The organism is Acinetobacter sp. CFCC 11171 (assembly GCF_003268405.1).
Taxonomy (GTDB): domain Bacteria; phylum Pseudomonadota; class Gammaproteobacteria; order Pseudomonadales; family Moraxellaceae; genus Acinetobacter; species Acinetobacter amyesii.
Window position 1 is genome coordinate 52,240 of sequence record NZ_LQXP01000012.1, and the last position, 19,361, is coordinate 71,600.

The 19,361-nt window shown below is 40.7% G+C and carries 17 protein-coding genes; 8 read left to right on the plus strand and 9 right to left on the minus strand.

Features of this window, described 5'->3' with window-relative positions; all coding sequences use genetic code 11:
* Positions 1 to 38: 38 nt before the first annotated feature.
* The 3 genes from AVJ20_RS07770 to AVJ20_RS07780 form a co-directional block, all read right to left on the minus strand.
* On the minus strand, positions 39 to 1,502 hold the full coding sequence (locus AVJ20_RS07770; RefSeq protein ID WP_111884798.1) for an amino acid permease: 1,464 nt from the start codon (positions 1,500 to 1,502) through the stop codon (positions 39 to 41).
* Positions 1,502 to 2,536, minus strand: coding sequence for a methyltransferase (locus AVJ20_RS07775; RefSeq protein WP_111884799.1), 1,035 nt, complete (start codon positions 2,534 to 2,536; stop codon positions 1,502 to 1,504). Before AVJ20_RS07775 ends, AVJ20_RS07770 begins: the two co-directional genes overlap by 1 nt.
* 66 nt (positions 2,537 to 2,602) lie before the next feature.
* On the minus strand, positions 2,603 to 3,973 hold the full coding sequence (locus AVJ20_RS07780) for a uracil-xanthine permease family protein (RefSeq protein WP_078191151.1): 1,371 nt from the start codon (positions 3,971 to 3,973) through the stop codon (positions 2,603 to 2,605).
* Positions 3,974 to 4,146: 173 nt separating this feature from the next.
* Here AVJ20_RS07780 and typA point away from each other — a divergent pair, with 173 nt between their 5' ends.
* Positions 4,147 to 5,982 carry a translational GTPase TypA gene (typA, locus tag AVJ20_RS07785; RefSeq protein ID WP_111884800.1) on the plus strand — a complete coding sequence of 612 codons (1,836 nt, stop codon included), beginning with the start codon at positions 4,147 to 4,149 and terminating at the stop codon, positions 5,980 to 5,982.
* 290 nt (positions 5,983 to 6,272) lie between these two features.
* A complete protein-coding gene (gene mscL / locus AVJ20_RS07790) occupies positions 6,273 to 6,704 on the plus strand; it encodes a large conductance mechanosensitive channel protein MscL (protein ID WP_078192339.1) in 432 nt (143 codons plus the stop codon).
* A 38-nt stretch (positions 6,705 to 6,742) separates the two neighbouring features.
* On the opposite strand, the gene AVJ20_RS07795 is transcribed toward mscL, so the two are convergent.
* The 3 genes from AVJ20_RS07795 to mutM all read right to left on the minus strand — a co-directional run bounded on the left by AVJ20_RS07795 (position 6,743) and on the right by mutM (position 8,444).
* The gene (locus tag AVJ20_RS07795) at positions 6,743 to 7,117 is read right to left on the minus strand and encodes a hypothetical protein (RefSeq protein WP_005007840.1); all 375 of its coding nucleotides are present in this window, start codon (positions 7,115 to 7,117) and stop codon (positions 6,743 to 6,745) included.
* Between the two features lie 197 nt (positions 7,118 to 7,314).
* Positions 7,315 to 7,593 (minus strand): peptidylprolyl isomerase, encoded by a 279-nt coding sequence (locus AVJ20_RS07800; protein WP_078192338.1) that lies wholly within the window; start codon positions 7,591 to 7,593, stop codon positions 7,315 to 7,317.
* Entirely contained in the window at positions 7,590 to 8,444 is an 855-nt protein-coding gene (mutM, locus tag AVJ20_RS07805) for a bifunctional DNA-formamidopyrimidine glycosylase/DNA-(apurinic or apyrimidinic site) lyase (protein WP_111884801.1), read from the minus strand. Before mutM ends, AVJ20_RS07800 begins: the two co-directional genes overlap by 4 nt.
* A gap of 390 nt (positions 8,445 to 8,834) precedes the next feature.
* On the opposite strand from mutM, the gene AVJ20_RS07810 reads away from it, so the two are divergent.
* The 4 genes from AVJ20_RS07810 to AVJ20_RS07825 all read left to right on the plus strand — a co-directional run bounded on the left by AVJ20_RS07810 (position 8,835) and on the right by AVJ20_RS07825 (position 14,417).
* Entirely contained in the window at positions 8,835 to 10,118 is a 1,284-nt protein-coding gene (locus AVJ20_RS07810; protein ID WP_111884802.1) for a carbohydrate porin, read from the plus strand.
* 18 nt (positions 10,119 to 10,136) lie between these two features.
* Positions 10,137 to 12,278, plus strand: a complete 2,142-nt coding sequence (locus AVJ20_RS07815) for a TonB-dependent receptor (RefSeq protein WP_111884803.1) — start codon at positions 10,137 to 10,139, stop codon at positions 12,276 to 12,278.
* Positions 12,279 to 12,290: 12 nt separating this feature from the next.
* A complete protein-coding gene (locus AVJ20_RS07820) occupies positions 12,291 to 13,406 on the plus strand; it encodes an NADH:flavin oxidoreductase/NADH oxidase (RefSeq protein WP_111884804.1) in 1,116 nt (371 codons plus the stop codon).
* Positions 13,407 to 13,487: 81 nt separating this feature from the next.
* Entirely contained in the window at positions 13,488 to 14,417 is a 930-nt protein-coding gene (locus AVJ20_RS07825) for an AEC family transporter (protein ID WP_111884805.1), read from the plus strand.
* Positions 14,418 to 14,489: 72 nt separating this feature from the next.
* Here AVJ20_RS07825 and AVJ20_RS07830 read toward each other — a convergent pair whose 3' ends face one another.
* Positions 14,490 to 15,296, minus strand: a complete 807-nt coding sequence (locus AVJ20_RS07830; RefSeq protein ID WP_111884806.1) for a tetratricopeptide repeat protein — start codon at positions 15,294 to 15,296, stop codon at positions 14,490 to 14,492.
* Between the two features lie 249 nt (positions 15,297 to 15,545).
* Between AVJ20_RS07830 and AVJ20_RS07835 the strand changes: the two genes are divergently transcribed.
* Together AVJ20_RS07835 and AVJ20_RS07840 are read left to right on the plus strand one after the other, a co-directional pair.
* The gene (locus AVJ20_RS07835) at positions 15,546 to 15,791 is read left to right on the plus strand and encodes a hypothetical protein (RefSeq protein WP_078191141.1); all 246 of its coding nucleotides are present in this window, start codon (positions 15,546 to 15,548) and stop codon (positions 15,789 to 15,791) included.
* Between the two features lie 207 nt (positions 15,792 to 15,998).
* Positions 15,999 to 17,180 (plus strand): PQQ-dependent sugar dehydrogenase, encoded by a 1,182-nt coding sequence (locus tag AVJ20_RS07840; protein WP_111884807.1) that lies wholly within the window; start codon positions 15,999 to 16,001, stop codon positions 17,178 to 17,180.
* An 84-nt stretch (positions 17,181 to 17,264) separates the two neighbouring features.
* Here the strand turns inward: AVJ20_RS07840 and AVJ20_RS07845 are convergent, their stop codons facing one another.
* Together AVJ20_RS07845 and AVJ20_RS07850 are read right to left on the minus strand one after the other, a co-directional pair.
* Positions 17,265 to 18,518 carry a TPM domain-containing protein gene (locus AVJ20_RS07845; RefSeq protein WP_111884808.1) on the minus strand — a complete coding sequence of 418 codons (1,254 nt, stop codon included), beginning with the start codon at positions 18,516 to 18,518 and terminating at the stop codon, positions 17,265 to 17,267.
* 99 nt (positions 18,519 to 18,617) lie between these two features.
* Positions 18,618 to 19,343: a YgfZ/GcvT domain-containing protein gene (locus tag AVJ20_RS07850; protein WP_111884809.1), complete on the minus strand. Its 726-nt coding sequence runs from the start codon at positions 19,341 to 19,343 to the stop codon at positions 18,618 to 18,620.
* Between the last annotated feature and the right edge of the window lie 18 nt (positions 19,344 to 19,361).

Here is a 19,361-nt window from a genome sequence, read left to right on the forward strand (position 1 = left end):
AGCAGCTCTTATGCTGCTCTTTTTATTCAGTGATCACATTATTCTTGATCAACTTTCATTGGTTTTACATCCATTTCTTGATATGAAACCAACTTAGTTTTGTGTTTCCACTTATAACCGAACCAAATGGCAAGGAATAAGAAAATACCAATATAGGTAGAAACAACGGCCAACCATTCACCATCTAAAACGGCTTGATAGTTCTGACCAAGGACCACGATGGCACACAAAATAAAGGCAAACCAAGGTGCAAATGGGAAGAATTTTGCACGGTAAGCAAGATCTTCTAATTTATTGCCTTGAGCCAAGTAGCCTTTACGGAAGCGATAATGTGAAACTGCAATACCGAGCCACACAATAAAGCCACACATACCAGACATGTTCAGTAACCAATTAAAGACCGCTTGTTCACCGATAAAGGTGGTTAAGAAGCACAGTGCCGCAATCGCTGTTGTTGCATAAAGCGCATTCATCGGTACGCCACGTGAATCTAAGCGACCAAAGACTTTCGGCGCACTGCCTTTACGTGCCATATCAAACAGCATACGAGTAGAGGAGTACATACCAGAGTTACCCGCTGATAAAATCGCAGTCAAGATCACCGCATTCATCACCGATGCAGCAAAAGCAAAACCTGCTTTTTCATACAGTAAGGTAAATGGTGAAAGTGCAATATTTTCAGTAGATGCTGCTTGTAATAAACGTGGGTCATCATAGGCAATGAGAGTGCCGATAATGAAGATACACACGATATAAAACAACAAGATACGCCAGAAAATTTGCTTGATGGCAATAGGAATGGTCTTTTCAGGATCTTTCGATTCACCTGCAGCCACACCAACCATTTCAGTCCCTTGGAAAGAGAAACCGGCAATCATGGCCACACCAATCAAGGCAGATAAACCGCCGACAAATGGGGCTTCACCCTTGGTCCAGTTGGCAAATGTTTCTACGCCCGGTGTCAGCATGATTTTGCCAATCATAAACAGGCCGATAATGATAAAGGCAACAATTGCGAGCACTTTAACAAGCGAGAAGAAGAATTCGGATTCACCAAAGCCTTTTACGGTCAGCGCATTAATAGCAAAGACGATTGCGAGGAAAATCGCACTCCAGTAGAAGCCCGGAATATCTGGAAACCAGAATTTCATAATGAATTGGACTGCAACCAATTCAAATGCCACGGTAATCGCCCAGTTATACCAATAGTTCCAACCCAAAGCGAAGCCGAAACCACCCTCGACATATTTGGTGCCGTAGGTAAAGAATGCACCCGAAGTTGGATTATGTGTTGCAAGCTCACCTAGACTGGTCATCAAGAAGTAAATCATGATACCAATTAAGCAGTATGCAAGCAGGGCGCCACCCGGGCCTGCATTGGCAATGGTTGCTCCAGAGGCAAGAAATAAACCTGTACCAATTGATCCACCAATTGCAATCATGTTGAGATGGCGAGCACCCAACTTACGCTGAAGCTGAGCTGGTTTTTGAGTTTCGCTCATCATTGTTCCTTAAGATTTTTTTGCGTGCTCGCAAACAAGACTTTAAATCCTTGTTGGTCGGCTTTGATTGTACATTGACCATAATGCTGCTCAATTAAAGTCGGATAATTGAGGAATCGGTTGGCAACAATCCAAAGCTCACCCCCAGACTTCAAATGTCTGCGCGAAGTTTTGCATAGATTTTCACTGGCATTGTAGTCGGTTTGAATCCCTTGATGGAAGGGTGGATTGCTGACTACGGCATGTAAAAATAGTGGTGCATCCTCGATTCCTGTGACCGCTTTAATCTCAAGTTGTTCAGGTTCAAGCAAATTTTGTTCAAATGTCATTTGTGTAGACGCTAGTGCAAAGGCATCTACATCCATGGCGAAGATACGATTTTTAGGATTCAGTTTGGCTAAATAAGCACTGATAACACCCGCACCACAGCCAAAATCTGCAATTTTGCCCGAAGTCACCTGTGATAAATAAGGCAATAAGGTAGCCGTACCCACATCTAAACGGTTCTGGCTAAATACACCCGGCAGTGCGCAAATCGTAAGCTCACCATTTGGGGTCTCTACTGGATATTTTTGCACCCATTCTTGCAGTGGCTTCAGTGTGACAGTTTTTTCCAATAGGGTTTGCCACATTTGACAGTGACGCGCACTATCAATTTTTAGGGTTTTACCAAAGGGCTGTAATTGTTTTGCAGCGCGTTCAACACCGCCTTTTTTCTCACCCACGAGGAAAATAGACGCACCTTGAGCAAGATGACTTGCGACATTGTGTAATAAATAATTTAGCAGTTCTTTTGATTTCGGAACAAAAATAACCGCTTGATCAAACTGACCTTCAGGAAAATCGACACCAAAATGGACGTTTGACTGTTGATTTTGAAAGTACTGAAAATCATTAAAATTCCAGCACCAAATCGATGGCTTAATATTGTCATTCAATTGACTGAGTAAGTCATCTGTCGGTGCATTTACGAAAAGCACGCGATCTTGTAATAAATCGATCTGTCGTATAACGACTTCACTTGTGAGATCCATAGATTTCTCCATCATAAAAAACACTGCCTAGGGCGGAACCTAGGCAGTGTTCTTTGACAAATGAACTTACTTCTTCACTTCAGGAAGAACAATATTCAAAATAAGGGCAGCGATACCACCAGTGGCAACGCCTGAACTGAAGATATTACGGAACAATTCAGGAAGATGTTCAAGGATTTGTGGTACTTGTGCAACACCTAGACCCAATGCCAATGAAATCGCAATGATTAATAGTGCGCGGCGGTCTAAATGAATGCCTGACAAGATATTAATACCCGAGGCAGCCACGGCACCGAACATCACCATCACAGCACCACCAAGTACGGCTTGTGGAACTGCCTGAATAACACCTGCTACAGCAGGAAGTAAGCCTAAAATAACCAATAGGGCAGCAATCCAAATGCCTACATAGCGGCTTGCAACACCTGTTAACTGAATAACACCGTTGTTTTGCGCGAAAACAGAACTTGGGAATGTGTTAAAGATACCGGCAAGGAATGAGTTTGCACCATTCACCAATACACCACCTTTGATACGCTTCATCCATTCAGGACCATCTACAGCTTGATTTGAAAGTTTAGAAGTCGCGGTAATATCGCCAATCGCTTCCAAAGATGTCACAAGGTAGATAAATGCCATTGGAATAAACAAGCTCCACGAGAAGCTTAAGCCAAAGTGCATCGGTGTTGGAATTTGAACCAGCGGCGCATCTTTTAAACCATCAAAGTTTAAATGACCCATAAAGCCTGCAAGGATGTAACCCACGACTAAGGCAATTAGGATGGCAGAACTTTTTACCCATGTAATACGCACACGGTTTAGTAAAATGATCAGTGCCAAAACGGTACATGACATGATGAGGTTGTCTGCATTGGCAAATGTTTTATCGCCCATAGCTTGATAACCACCACCCATGCTGATCAGGCCTTCTTTAATTAAAGTCAGACCAATCAATAGCACCACAATACCTGTTACCAATGGGGTAATCAGTTTTTTCACCCACGGTAAGATCCGTGACACACCCATTTCAATGAATGAACCCGCGATCACCACACCAAAGATAGATGCCATAACTGCTTCTACAGGTGTACCTGCCGCAACCATTGCAGAACCAATACCGATAATAGGACCAATAAAGTTAAAGCTGGTTCCTTGTACAATCAGGAGACCTGCACCAAATGGACCGACTTTTTTACATTGTAAAAAGGTTGCGATACCAGAGATCACCAATGACATCGACAGAATCATATTGGTGTCTTCTTTTGACACACCAAGTGCCAAACAGATCAGCAGACCCGGCGTCACAATTGGGACAATAATGGCCAATAAATGTTGGAACGCAGCGAGAAAAGCAATAAAAGGTTTTGGTCGATCATTCAATCCATAGACTAAATCGAGTTGATCTTTTGCTTCGGGAGATTGGTTTAAATCAGACATGCGGCACTGAAAATTAAGGCTAGGTGGCGCTATTCTAATCTGTTTACACAGCTTTACAAAACCAAAAGCGTGCCAGTCGTCAAAAAAAATGCGATTGTCAATAAACTGTCACTACTAAAATCTATATTTTTTCTGTATAATTTGCCCTCAAACTTTAGGCGTATCGAATTCACATGTCAGATATTAAAACTCTCCGTAACATTGCCATCATCGCGCACGTCGACCATGGTAAAACTACTCTTGTAGACAAACTTTTACAGCAATCAGGTGCTCTTGGCGATCGCGCAGGCGAGATCGAACGTGTAATGGATTCTGGCGCTATTGAAAGTGAACGTGGTATTACCATTCTTGCAAAAAACACTGCAATCAAATGGTTAGACAAGCGTACTAACACTGAATACCGTATCAATATCGTGGATACCCCGGGACACGCCGACTTCGGTGGTGAAGTAGAACGTGTAATGTCAATGGTTGACTGCGTACTTCTTCTTGTTGACTCTCAAGAAGGCCCAATGCCACAAACTCGTTTTGTAACGCAAAAAGCGTTCGCACGTGGTTTGAAACCAATCGTAATTATTAACAAAGTCGACAAGCCAAACGCTCGTCCAGACTGGGTAATTGACCAAGTATTCGATTTGTTCGACAACCTTGGTGGTTCTGACGAACAGTTAGACTTCCCAGTTGTATATGCTTCAGGTCTTCGTGGTGTGGCTGGTCCATCTCCAGAAGAACTTGCTGAAGACATGACTCCATTGTTCGAAACAATTGTAGACATCGTTGAACCACCAGCGGTTGACGTTGATGGTCCATTCCAAATGCAAGTGTCTTCACTTGACTATAACAGCTTCGTAGGTGTTATTGGTGTTGGTCGTATTCAACGTGGTTCAGTGAAATTAAACACTCCTGTAACTGTAATCGACAAAGACGGTAAAACACGTAACGGTCGTATCTTAAAAATCATGGGTTACCATGGTTTAGAGCGTATCGATGTTGAATCAGCTTCTGCTGGTGACATTGTTTGTGTAACGGGTATTGATGAACTTCATATCTCTGACACAATCTGTGATCCAAAAGCAGTTGAAGCTTTACCTGCACTTTCTGTAGACGAACCTACAGTATCGATGACTTTCCAAGTAAACAACTCACCGTTTGCTGGTAAAGAAGGTAAATTCGTAACTTCACGTAATATCCGTGAACGTCTAGATCGCGAATTGATTCACAACGTAGCATTACGTGTTGAAGATACTGACAGTCCTGACCGTTTCAAAGTATCTGGTCGTGGTGAGCTTCACCTTTCAGTTCTTATTGAAAACATGCGTCGTGAAGGCTTTGAAATGGGCGTATCACGTCCACAAGTAATCATCAAAGAAATTGATGGTGAAAAACAAGAGCCATACGAAAACGTAACGTTTGACGTTGAAGAGCAGCACCAAGGCGCTGTAATGGAACAAATGGGTCACCGTAAAGGTGAAATGACCAATATGGAAGTTGACGGTAAAGGCCGTATCCGTATTGAAGCAACAGTTCCTTCACGTGGTTTGATTGGTTTCCGTTCTGAATTCTTAACTATGACTTCAGGTACAGGTATCATGACTTCTAGCTTCTCGCACTACGGTCCAATGAAACAAGGTACTGTTGCGAAACGTCAAAACGGTGTGTTGATTTCTATGGTTCAAGGTACTTGCTTGGGCTATGCACTATTCAGCTTACAAGACCGTGGCCGTCTATTCGCTAAACCTCAGTTAGAAGTTTATGAAGGTATGATCGTTGGTATTAACTCACGTTCAGACGACATGACTGTTAACCCAACTAAAGCGAAACAGCTAACTAACGTACGTGCTTCTGGTACTGATGATGCGTTGACTCTTGTTCCGCACATTGAATTTACGCTTGAACAAGCGCTTGAATTCATTGAAGACGACGAATTAGTTGAAGTAACACCTAAGTCAATCCGTATCCGTAAACGCTGGTTGACTGAAAACGAACGTAAACGTAACCGTAACGGTTAATTTTACAGTTTCAAAAAAACCGCTGACTTAGGTTAGCGGTTTTTTTATGCATGGGCGTTTTGAATAAAAATGCAAAAATTGAATGACTTTATTCATTTAATTCGACATGTATAATTTTGATAAATCCTTTTTAATAGAATGTATTACCAAAATCAAAAATGTTTTGTGTGAATTTTTATACATGGTATTTAGAATCTAATATAAACCAAGTAAATTAGGTGGAAATAGTTATACAGATATAATGTATACTTCGTCACAAAATTAAAGCTGAAAAAATTTCTGGAGATCACATGAGTATTATTCAAGAATTTAGAGAATTTGCCGTAAAAGGCAACGTGATGGACTTGGCTGTAGGTGTCATCATTGGTGGTGCTTTCGGTAAAATCATCGATTCCATGGTAAAAGACATTATCATGCCTTTTATTTCTTGGATCCTTGGTGGTGACGTTGATTATTCAAATTGGTTCTTAGTATTGGGCGATAACCCAAACAATTTAACCACGCTAAAAGCAGCACAGGATGCAGGCCTTAATGTTTTGGCTTACGGTAACTTCCTAACCATCTTAATCAACTTCTTGCTTTTGGCATGGGTCGTATTCTGGTTAGTGAAATTGATGAACAAATTGCGCCGTCAAAAAGTTGAAGAGCCAGCTCCAGAGGCGACTCCAGAAGATATCGAATTACTTCGTGAAATTCGTGATGAATTAAAACGTAAAGGTTAATCCTTTAGCAGTGAAAACGGCGCTTAAAGCGCCGTTTTTTATTGTGAATTTTGTTGAGGCGTCATTTTCATAAACTTAGGTTCTGATGTCGAAAAAACAATGCCATTTCGAATGCCTGTAAATACTTCATTTGCTTCTTCAGGTGATTCGGGTGCGCAGGCTTGTTGACCTAATATAAATAAGACTAAAGGGTGATTTTTGGATAATTTGCTAATTTGCTGTATCGCATCATACCATTTTGATTCATCGTTACGATTCCCATCTAAATCTAGTGCCAACTGGACTTCACCATGAGGGTTCATATCTTGATCATCATATAATGCTTGGATAAGTGCATGCTTTCGTTCACCTCGAATGATTGTAAAATCTGTTGTATCGACAGTGCCAAGACGAAAATAGTTGTAATAGCCCAATGGAATGTCCTTTATTTATTATTAAGTAGAATTGATTTAGTGCAATGTTATCTGGTTGCTATGATTTATATTATATGATTGAAAACCGCCAGCCAATGTTCTGAACGATTGAAAAAAATACTGGGATTATGTGCTTTAAGATGAAAAGCACATATTCGCGATATACTCGTTATAGCATGTTCAATGTGGGTGCTATGTTACATCCGAAACTTAATTTCTAATAAATGCCAGCCAAATTGGCTTTTGATCGGACCATGCAGTTCACGTTCGGGTAGGGTAAATACCGCCTTATCAATTGGACCAACCAGTTGGCCTTTTTTAATGTCGCCAAGCTCACCGCCTTTTTTACCCGAAGGGCATGTCGAATGCTGCTTTGCAATTTTGGCAAAGTCCGCACCGCCTTTGATTTTCTTTTTCAGTTGCTCACATAGTTCTTTATCTTTGACTAATATGTGGCGAACAATCGCAGACTTCATGCTTTATTTCCTTTCACGGTTTTCTTAGTCAGCATTTTAACCTTTTTTAAAGGCTGACACTCTGGGCAAAACACCGATGCACGTTGCCCTAGTTTGATATTGTGCAAGATGGTTTCACAGTTGATGCACATTTCACCGGCACGTCCGTAGGCGAGCAGAGTTTGTTGGAAATAACCATTTTCGCCCATCGCATTGGTGTAATCACGTAACGTCGAACCGCCTAAATCAATTGCCTGTTTTAAAATACGTTTGATTTCGATGACCATTTTTTCAACTTGTTCAAAACTCAAACTTGATGCAGGCTGCGCAGGGTGTATGCCTAAGTTAAATAAGCTTTCCGTTGCATAGATATTGCCGACACCAACCACAATATGATTGTCCATGATCGATACTTTGATACTGGTCTGCTTATTTTTAAATTTTTGGAATAAGTATTCAGCATTAAAGTCATCACTCAGTGGTTCAGGGCCAAGCGTGTCAATCAGTTTGCTTTGAGACGATGCATCTAACCATAAAATACAGCCAAAGCGACGTGGATCGTGATAGCGCAATTGCATATCTTCAAAATGAATTACCAGATGATCATGCTTGCGTAATGCTTCATCACCTTCACAAATCCGAAAACTGCCAGACATGCCCAAATGCCACAGCATGCTGTCCTGTTCAAATTCAGCCAAAATATATTTTGATCGACGGCTGAGCTGAAGCAGCTTTTGTCCGACGAGTTTTTGAATGTCGTCAGGAATTGGCCAACGCAGACTCGACTGAAAAACCTCAACTTTGAGAACCTTTTCATTCAATAATGGCAATAAACTGGTTTTAGTGGTTTCTACTTCTGGTAATTCAGGCATAAAGGTCGAAGCAATGGATCAGTCAAGTTATGCATACTATTGGGTCTAGCCCTACAGAATGCAAGTTTCATCACGGCCCAAGGGAGTGTATGAATAGGTTATTAATTATTAATTGTGAGAATAATAAACCAATAAGTCACGATGATGAGTTTAAGCAAGAGATCGGAATTATAAAATTTAATTTTTCAAATATATAAGATACTGAAAAATAATAACTAAAAAATATTGCATAACAATAGATTTATTTAGAATAAATTATTGATAAATTAAAGTTTTGTGAATGATAAAAATAATGCTGAGATAGAACATGAAAAATTATGTAATTTTTGTGACATTAGATTTCAAGCCATGTGGCTTGTCTAGAGACTCTCTCCAGATTTAGGTTTTACCATGAAAAAATACAGTCTAGCTCTTCTACCTGCATTTGTTGCAGCAGCCATGACACATGTTCACGCCACAGAAGCATTCGACACTAAAGGTCAGTACATGCTCGGGGATTGGGATGGTAAACGTACCGAACTTGCACAACAAGGTGTGAAGTTTGAGGCCAATATTGCTGCTGATGCTGCCTATCTTGCCGATGGCGGTCGTAATCCGGGACATTCAGCAACGGTAGCCAGCCAATTGTGGTTAGGTACACAGCTTGATATGGAAAAACTCGCAGGTTGGGATGGCGTGACTGTGCGTGCTGTAATGACTGCTCGTCAAGGTCAAAGTACCTCAGTTCGTGATTTGCAAGGAGATGTTCCTCAATTGGCAAATGCACAAGCCAATTTTGGTCGTGGTAATCAGGACAGCCGCTTAACCGAGCTTTCGATTGAAAAGAATTTCAAAGAACAAGGCATTAGTGTAAAAGCAGGTCGTTTAGGTCTAGGTATGGACTTTAACGTGATGGCATGTGACTTTGCCAGCACCGCATTTTGTGCAGCGCAAATGGGTAAATGGCAAGGTTCTATGTGGATGAATACTCCAGTTTCACAATGGGGTGGACGTGTGAAATACCAAGCAACGCCAGAACTTGCGGCACAAGTCGGTGTTTACGAATTCAATCCTGATAATGGTAATGGTAAAGCTGAAGGACAAGGTTGGAGTTTGGACACCGACAATGCTGATGGTGTAAGTATTCCTGTCGAATTGATTTGGACACCTAAACAAGCTGTAAATGGTTTGCCTGGTAGCTACCGTATCGGTGGTATGTATAACACGGCAGATAATGCTGAAAACCAATTTGATATTGCTAAAGGAAAGGTCGATGGAAAAGGGGTAAGCCCTGAAGATCGTACCTTTGGTGGTTGGATTGCGATTGAGCAACAGTTGACTTCTACGGGTTCAGGCCGTCAAGGCTTACATAGCTTTGCAAACTTCACTTGGCATGATCGTGTAACAACTAAGGTCGATAATTCACAACAAGTTGGTGTGAAATATATCGGTCTTGTTGATAGCCATCCAAATGATATTCTTGGTTTAGGTGTGAACCGTGTTCATGTGAATAACCGTTTGAATCAAAAAACTTTCGATGCAAGTGCTGAATATAATGTCGAGTTGAACTATAGCCATAACCCTACGAAATGGTTGATGATTCGTCCAAGTTTACAATATGTGATTAACCCAGGCTCAACAAATCGAGTTGATGATGCTTTCCTAATTGGTTTAAGCTCTAAGGTAATCTTCTAATGTTAAAATAGGTGCTCTATGCAAAGTAAATTTAACGTCACATCATTTAAGACACATTTACTTTGCCTGACGGCATGTATTAGCCAACAGTTGTATGCAGAAACAGGTTCTACGGAACCTGTTTTACTTCCTGAGATTACCATTGAAGCACCACGAACCAATACCACGTGGTTAAAAACACCGGCATCGGTATACCGTGTACAGCAAGCTGAAAATAATAACAATACGGGTGTGAATCTGTCTGAAACCTTAAAAGGTGTGCCCGGACTACAACTGAATAACCGTGAAAACTATGCACAAGACTTGCAACTGTCTATGCGAGGCTTTGGCGCTCGTTCAACATTTGGTGTGCGTGGTATCCGTTTATATGTTGATGGAATCCCTGCGACCATGCCGGATGGTCAGGGACAGACGTCAAATATCGATATGAGTAGCTTAAATCATATCGAGGTATTGGGCGGGCCATTTTCCTCTTTATACGGTAACTCTTCGGGTGGGGCGATTTTAACAACGACCAAGCAAGGTACTGGAAAAGACTCCATCGAACTCGGCTATTCAGGCGGCAGTCATCATAAAAGTCGTGCTGATATTGTGCTGCAAGGTGGCTCAGAACAGGCTAATGAACCTAGCTATGTCGTGAGTTCTTCTTATTTTGAAACCGATGGCTACCGTGATCATAGTGCTGCAAATAAGGTACTCAGCAATGCAAAACTGACTTGGGATCTGGATGATGGTTCTAAGGTCAATTGGATTGTGAATCATGTGGATATTAATGCCGATGATCCACAAGGTCTGAATCGGGAGCAATTGCGTCAAAATCCGAAACAAGTTAATGATGCCAATAATACTTATGATGTACGTAAGGAAATTAGCCAAACTCAAACTGGGTTGACGTGGAAAAAACCATTGAATGATCAGCATGAACTTAATGCAATGGTATATATGGGGCAACGTGATGTGGTGCAGTATCAGTCCATCCCCAAAAATCCACAAAATAATGCGCGCCATGCAGGTGGTGTGATTGATTTTAGCCGTGATTATTATGGAACAGATATTCGCTGGACAGGCAAAGACCTCTTGCCGAATACACGTTTTACTGCAGGTCTTGCCTTTGATTATATGGATGAAGACCGTAAGGGCTATGAAAATTTTGATGCCAATGGAAATTTTGGCAAGAAAGGCAATATTCGTCGAAATGAAAATAACACCTTGTGGAATTTAGACCCCTATGTACAAGCTTCGTGGAATTTTTTACCCAATTGGACTTTAGATACAGGGCTACGATATAGCAATGTTCATTATAAATCTGATGATAAATATGTCGTGGGTTTAAATAAGGATGACAGCGGTAAAACTGACTATGACAAAGTTTTACCTTCAGCAGCATTAAGTTGGAATATTGCGCATCAACTGAATGCCTATGTCAGTTATGCCAAGGGTTTTGAAACACCCACCTTTACAGAAATGGCCTATTCTAAAGATGACGGCATGAATTTTGATTTAAAACCGGCCAGTAGCGATAACTACGAGCTTGGGCTTAAATCACAAAATGCATGGGGGAATTTCACGGCAGCAGTGTTCCAAAGCAAAACTCAAGATGACATCGTTTCTGCTGGGACAGAGGAAGGGCGTGCAACCTATAGAAATGCCGATAAAACCTTACGTGAAGGTGTTGAGCTTTCGTGGAATAAACAGCTATGGCGAGATTTAAGTGCGCAAGCAAGTTACAGTTATATCGATGCCACATTTGATGCTTTTGTTCCAGAAATACCGAATCCTACAGATCCAGCGAAACCTAAAGCGTCATCTATTAGATCGGGTGCGAAAATTCCGGGTATTGCCAAAAACCAAGCGTTTGCCGCACTGAATTGGCAGCCAGATATTGGCTTTAATGCCGGCCTAGATGTGCGCTATATGGATAAAGTCTATGTCGATGATGCCAACAGTGATGCTGCGTCGAGCTATACCGTGGTTTCTGCCAACGCAGGTTATGTATGGAAACAAGCAGATTGGAAAGTTAAAACCTATGTACGTGCAGATAATTTGTTTGATGAAAACTATGTTGGTTCAGTGATCGTCAATGATGGAAACGGACGCTTCTTTGAACCCGCGGATGGGGTGAATTGGAGTGCAGGATTAAGTGTGACCAAAGCCTTCTAAAAGGAGAGTGATGTGGCGTTGTTATTTCAACCAATTCAGTTTGGAACATTGGGGCTGAGTAATCGAATCGTGATTGCACCCATGTGTCAATATTCTGCCAATGAGCAAGGGGAGTTAAGCTATTGGCATGAGCAACAATGGGCGAATTATGCATTGTCAGGTGCTGGACTTTGTATCGTCGAAGCAACGGCTGTACAGGCAGAGGGGCGCATTAGCTATGCAGACCTCGGCCTTTGGAATGATATGCAACGCGCACAGATGAAGGCACTATTGGCCAAGGTGAAATCACTTTCACCTATGCCATTTGCTATCCAACTGGCACATGCGGGTCGTAAGGCATCGACAGATAAACCGTGGGCAGGACGTGGACAATTACCTCCAAATCATCCTCAAGGATGGCAGACTGTTTCAGCCAGTAATTTGCCCTTTAATGCCACAGATCATGCACCCTATGCTTTAAGCCGAGAAGAAATCCAACAGATCATTCAAGACTTTGCCGATTCAGCAAAACGAGCGGTAGATGCAGGCTTTGACTTAATTGAGCTACATGCCGCACATGGTTATTTGCTGCATCAATTTATGTCGCCATTGTCGAATCAGCGTAGCGATGAATATGGTGGCAGTCTGGAAAATCGCATTCGGCTGACGCTTGAAGTGTTCCAAGCCATGAAAAATGCCGTTCCTGAAGATTATCCAATTGGGGTACGTATTTCCGCAACTGATTGGATGGAATATACTGAAGTACCGAGTTGGGATCTAGACTCGGCTGTTGGTTTGTCAAAAGCGCTTGCACAACTAGGCACAGCCTATATTCATGTTTCTAGTGGCGGCTTAGATGTTGCGCAAAAAATTCAATTACAAGCCAGTTATCAAGTGCCTTTTGCTGAAGCCATTAAGCAAGCCGTTCAGGTTCCCGTAATTGCTGTGGGTTTAATTACCGAAGCAATGCAAGCCGAAGGTATCTTACAATATGGCATGGCAGATGCGATTGGTCTTGCTCGTGCAATTCAATATGACCCACGTTGGCCATGGCATGCCGCTGCTGAACTCGGTGAAAACCTAAAAATTTCTCCGCAGTACTTACGCTGTCAGCCGCATGCACAAAGAAGTCAATTTACGGCTTTCTAATTATCAAAATTTATAGCGGTCCGATCTACACTCTCAGGTTGAGGGTGTGGATGGAAGAGTCTATTACACAGGATATTTCGTATGGTCTTTGAGGTGATTGGTCCAATCTTTTTTCTTTTGGCCTTGGGATATCTGTCGGTAAAATGCAGTTTATTGAGCAAAGAACAAGTTGGAACCATTGGTGCATTTGTGATTAAAATTGCACTGCCGGCTTTGTTTTTTCAGTCATTAGCTTCTAAAGATTTGCATCAAATTTGGTATCCCGGCTATTTCTTTGTTTATACCGGAGTCACATTTTTGTTGTATGGCATGGCCTATTGGTTATTGTCGACACATTTTAAAAATAAAATGTCGCAAACAGCGGTACTGTCACTAGGCGCTGGCATGTCAAATACAGGTTTAATTGGTACAGCAGTCCTAAGCTTATTGGTCGGTCAAAATGCGATGACCTATACCTCATTAATCGTCATTATTGAAAGTGTGCTACTGATTCCAACGGTGCTGGTCCTTGCGCAATTAGGAAGTTCACAGCAAAAAGCCAATATTGGCGACATCATCAAAAATACCTTAATGACCCTGTTAAAAAATCCACTCTTTGCAGGGGTAATGCTAGGAATTGGGTTTGCAATTTTCCAAATTCGTTTACCTCATCAAATCAATGATGTACTGGCGATGTTAGGTCAAACGGCTTCACCACTGGCGCTGTTTGCAATTGGTGGAGGGATTGTCGGTATGAGCTTAAAGTATGTGAATGCTCAGAGCTTCTATTTGGTGATTTCAAGCAACTTGGTGATGCCTTTACTGACTTATTTGGGCTTACGCTATTTGACCGATGTCAGCCAAGAGATGTTATATGCAGGGACGATTATTGCCGCATTACCGATGCCGACAATTTTTGCTATGCTAGGACAAGTTTATGGCTTAAATGAAAAGACCTTAACGCCTTTATTGATGAGTACCATCTTGGGCTTTGTCGTAACAGGTGTATTAATCAGTCTGTGGTGGGCGTGATTTTGATCAGCTCAAGATTTGCTTAAACCCATGAAAAAGCCCTGCATGTGCAGGGCTTTTTTTAATGCTTAATTAACTCTTTTTCGCATTGGCTTTAGGTGCTTTGGCTTGTTCAGCAATCATTTTATCCACGGTTGCCAAAGATTCTTTGGCTTGGGGAATATTTTCTTTGGCTAATGCGCTAAATATTTTTTTAGCTTCAGGCAAATTTTGCGGGATGATATTGCCATTTACAAACATATTGCCCACCGCCATCAATGCAGGGACATAGCCTTTTTTTGCTAATTCTTGAATGCTATTCAGACCTTGCTGAATAGGCTTTTCATTTTTAGCTTTAAAGCCAGCACTGATGTCATAAAGCGCTTTGGCATGAATCGCAGGGTAGTTGCCTTTTTTAATCAGCGGATCAAGTTTACTGAGCGCCAATTTATCTGACTCAGGTTTATTTTCTGCAAAAAGTAAAATGGCATAGTCGATGGAGGCATCATCAAAACCAGCCGAAGATGCGCGTTCTAAATATTGTTTGGCCTTATTGGTGTCTTGTTTTAAGCCCAGTGTGCCCGTTGCATAATTTTTACCTAAAACATAGTTAGCAACTGGGTAACCTTTGGCTGCAGCCTGTTCATAGAGTTGGATGGCTTTTTTCTCATCCTTCGCTACGCCTTGACCTGTTTGAGTAAGATAGCCCAAATTATAAATAGCCTGAGCATTACCTTTTGCTGCAAGCTTGCTCAGTGTTTGGTAGGCGCCATTCATATCTTTGGCCTTGACCATAGCTTCCACTTTAGCAAATTCAGGATCGACGGCATCTGTTTTAGTTTCAGCAAAAGCGAGTTGAGTGCTCATTGCCAAAATGCTTGCGAGTAGGATTTTTTTCATCTTGAAACCTTTTGTAAATCATACACATAATTCCGTTTATGTGTTTTGGTGGTTATTTTTGTCGGTTTTTACATCATAGGTAGATTTACGTAAATGTAAAGTGAGGAATTGTGATTTAAAGCGTTTTTATAAAATAATGTTGATTGCCCTTAGCGCATTAAATGCCATGACTTTATTGCATCAAAAGCCTTTGCAAAAAAGCAGGACTCTGATTTAATCGCGCATTGTTATTTTCTCTGAGGCAGCGCGATGTTTATTAAAGGCATTAAACGCAATTACGATAAAATTAATGCAGATGAATCGATTGCAGATGAAGATAAAATTGATGCGCTTTTGATGAAACTGGGTGCAGAGTTTTTAGTCAGTAAAGAGGATCGTGTTTATATTTTCAAAAAAGGCGATTTAGAAGCTAAATTTGATGCCAAACATGCGCGCGCCTATCATTTTAAAGAATATGTATGCAAAGATATGAATAAGTTATTTCATGGATTTTGATTAAAATCATGATTTAAAAACGAAGACGTGAGGGGGGAATAAAGTTCCTCCTTATTTTAACTGTTGTGTACTGTAACAGCGTATGTGATTAAAAAAACTTTAATTTTCAAAAGTATAATATTTTCTAAAAATATAAATTGAATAAAATAGATACAAGGCATCTATGATGAATACAGATATACATGATTCATTGAGATGTATTTAAATATGATAAAAATAAGCGCCATCTTGATCCTTAGTTTCGTCTGTTCAATAACCAGTTGGGCTCAACAACCCAAGCTTGTTCCGCATCCAATCCATTTAAAAAATGGCAAGCAGTTTTCATTAAATTTGCCTGCAAATTTCGAGATCATTCCTGCTGCTGAAGGTCTCAAACGGGTACGCTTTTTTGCGCAAGCGCCTGATCGCAGAATGTTTGTCACGGATATGTATGATCTAACAGATAATAAAAAAGGTACTGTGTATATATTGGATGATTGGAATGCTGACACAGGTAAATTTGGCAAAATCATTCCTTATTTGACTGGTTTGAGAAATCCAAATTCAGTTCAGTTTTATACCGATGCTCAAGGACAGGATTGGCTCTATTTGGCAGAAACGCACCAACTGACACGGCAAAAATTCAACAAAGGAGAAACTCAGCCTTCGAGTAAGGCTGAAGTTTTAGCGACATTTCCTGATTATGGTTTGAGTTATAAATACGGCGGTTGGCATCTGACGCGGACGATTGCAGTCGGTGGAAATGGAAAGATTTATGTGTCGGTTGGCTCGAGTTGTAATGCGTGTGTAGAGAAAGAAAAAGTGCGAGCCTCAGTCATCGAGATGAATCCTGATGGTTCAGAGCAACGAATTTATGCGACAGGTTTGCGTAATGCTGTTGGTCTAAAATGGATCGGTAGATTTCTATTTGCGACCAATCAAGGTTCTGATCATTTGGGAAGTAAAAAGCCAGATGAAACTTTTTATGCGTTAAAGCGAGATGTCGATTATGGCTGGCCCGCATGTTATTCATGGCAGGGCAAAGTCTTGGCGGATGCTAAATTTAAACGTGCATCTGGCTGTAAAAATGTTCCATCGCCCTATGCTTATTTCCCTTCGCATTCCTCAGCACTGGGTTTTGATTATTTTGATCATCCAGACACAGATGCCACCATTAAAAATGCATTTTTAGTGGCCTTGCATGGCTCTACCGACGAAGCGATTGGCCATGGCTATCAAATTGCAATGATGCGTAAAGGACAAAAACTTGAAACCTTTATGGATGGTTTTTTAGTCGGTAAAAAGGTGTATGGGCGACCTGCTGATATTTACCGAATTGATGCAAATTCCTTTTATTTTTCGGATGATCGGGGTGGGGTGGTTTATTTTGTGAGGGAAAAAAATGAGTGATTAAAAAGCCAAAATTTTTAGGCTTTGGCTTTGAGTGATTGGATTTTAAAAAATTAATCTTTAATCGTCACGTCGTTTTAGGTATTACCATGAACCCGATGCGCCGCCGCCGCCTGAGCTGCCTCCTGAATCTCGTGAGGAAGATGAGGAAGAACTACTTGAGCTGCTTCCTGATGAAGAACTGCTGCTTGACGATGAAGAGCTGTAACTAGAGGAAGAAGACTGACTTGATTCGCTCGTTTTATTGAAAGGATTTAAACGCTCATATTGTTCATCCAACATTTTTTGACGTGCTTTTTCTTGTAAATATTGATTATAAAAAGCGGTGAGATAGGTATTTTCAGTCCCTGCTCTGAATCGATATAAAAACACTGCATATCTTAATAAAAGTAAAATAAAACAATTGGTTATGGATGTTAATATAATGAATGATATTTGAGGATAGAATTCGATGAAGTAAAAAATGCCGAAGCCAAATAAAGCAAAAATCTGAAGTGGTAAGCTGTATAAAATAGTTTTAAGTAATCTGTATGGTTCATTGAAGGGAAGAAATATAGTCAACATAAAAGGGGCATAAAGAGGAATAGATGCGCAAAGTAAAAATGCAATTTTTCCAAAATTTAAATAACCAAAAATCAAAAGATGAATAAAAATTTCAAAGATAAGGAGTCCAATAAAAGCACCTAAGGCACCATTAGTACCAAATTTAATAATCACTTTTGTGTAACACCAATAGAGTGGGATACACAATAAGAATGATAGAAATATTCCAGCTATTGTTTTTAGAATGTGATCTATTTTTTGATCTTCGTTTTTAGGTTTACCAAGAGTAATTGATTTATCTAGTAACTTTTTTTGTGTTTCTTTAAAGCCATTAAAATAGTCATTATTTTGGAAATTTGGAGCGAGTGTGTGTCGAATTATGCGCCCAGCTTCTAGATCAGTGAAATCTCCCTCTAAACCATAACCTACCTCGAACCGCATTTTACGATCATCTTTTGCAACCAAAAGTAGTAAGCCGTTATCGAGCTTTTCATTGCCAATTTTAAGTTTATTGAATATCTCAAGTGCATATTGATCAATAGGTTTTCCATTGGTCGAGGGAATCATCAAAATTTTAAAGTCGATATGCTTTTGCTGATAAAGCTGCTCGTTTTGCTTTTTTAACTGGACAATTTCATCGCGGGAAAGCGAGTTGGTTTGATCGACCACATTGCTATTTTTTAGCTCTTCCAATACCGCTGAATTTATCTCGGCATAAATATTTGGCGATATAAAACAACTGAAGAGAATGAGGCAATTCAATAAGAAAAAGCGAAATGGGAAAGGGATGAGCATTTTTATAAATCTTTATATTTTGTTGTAATTTTAAATAGTAATCAGAATAAGAGCCAAACAACTTTTGTAATTTGGCTCTTATTTTCAAAATTAAGATGCTTAAGCAGGACGTGCCACATCACCATTCAATGCATCAGGCAAGGCTAAAACTGTCACATCTAACTCTTCTAAAGCTTCTGGGCGTGCCACAACTAAAGCTACATAACCATTTTCTACAGCCGCGCTATTGACCACTTGTACGCCTTTATTCAGCTGTTCGCCTTGTGCAGGAGTAGCGCCTGTACCTGAAATCGCATGCAGCCAAGCTTTCGGTTTGGCTTTAAACCATAAACGTGCAATCACTTCCTGACCCAAATAACAGCCTTTGTCATAGTGGACGCCTTCACGCTGATGTAGACGTAACTCTTGCGGTTGGAACACATGTTCAATGGCTTGGTCAATATAGGCCTGACCCGCTTGAATGGCTTGAACTTCCCATGCTGCAACATCCGTCGGTTCCGAAGTAAATGTCGTTTCATCAGCCACTAAACTTGGAAAAACTGTACCAGTTTCTTCAAGTTTCATCTTAGAAAATGCACCAAATTTTTTAATATGTTTGGCAAATTCTTCGGCTTGATCTGCTGTAGTGACAATAGAAAAACTTTCAGCACTGTGTTTGGTGAGCCATAAACCAAAGTGAATACGGCCTTTGAGGTCGCAGATTGCAGTATAACGTGTTGCATTTTCTTCAAGGCGTTCAACATGCAAAGTCACTTGTCCTTGTAGAAATTTTTGTGCATCGACACCGTTGAGAGAAAAAGATGTGAATGCCATAGACGTTGTCATGACCAGCCTCAGTATAAA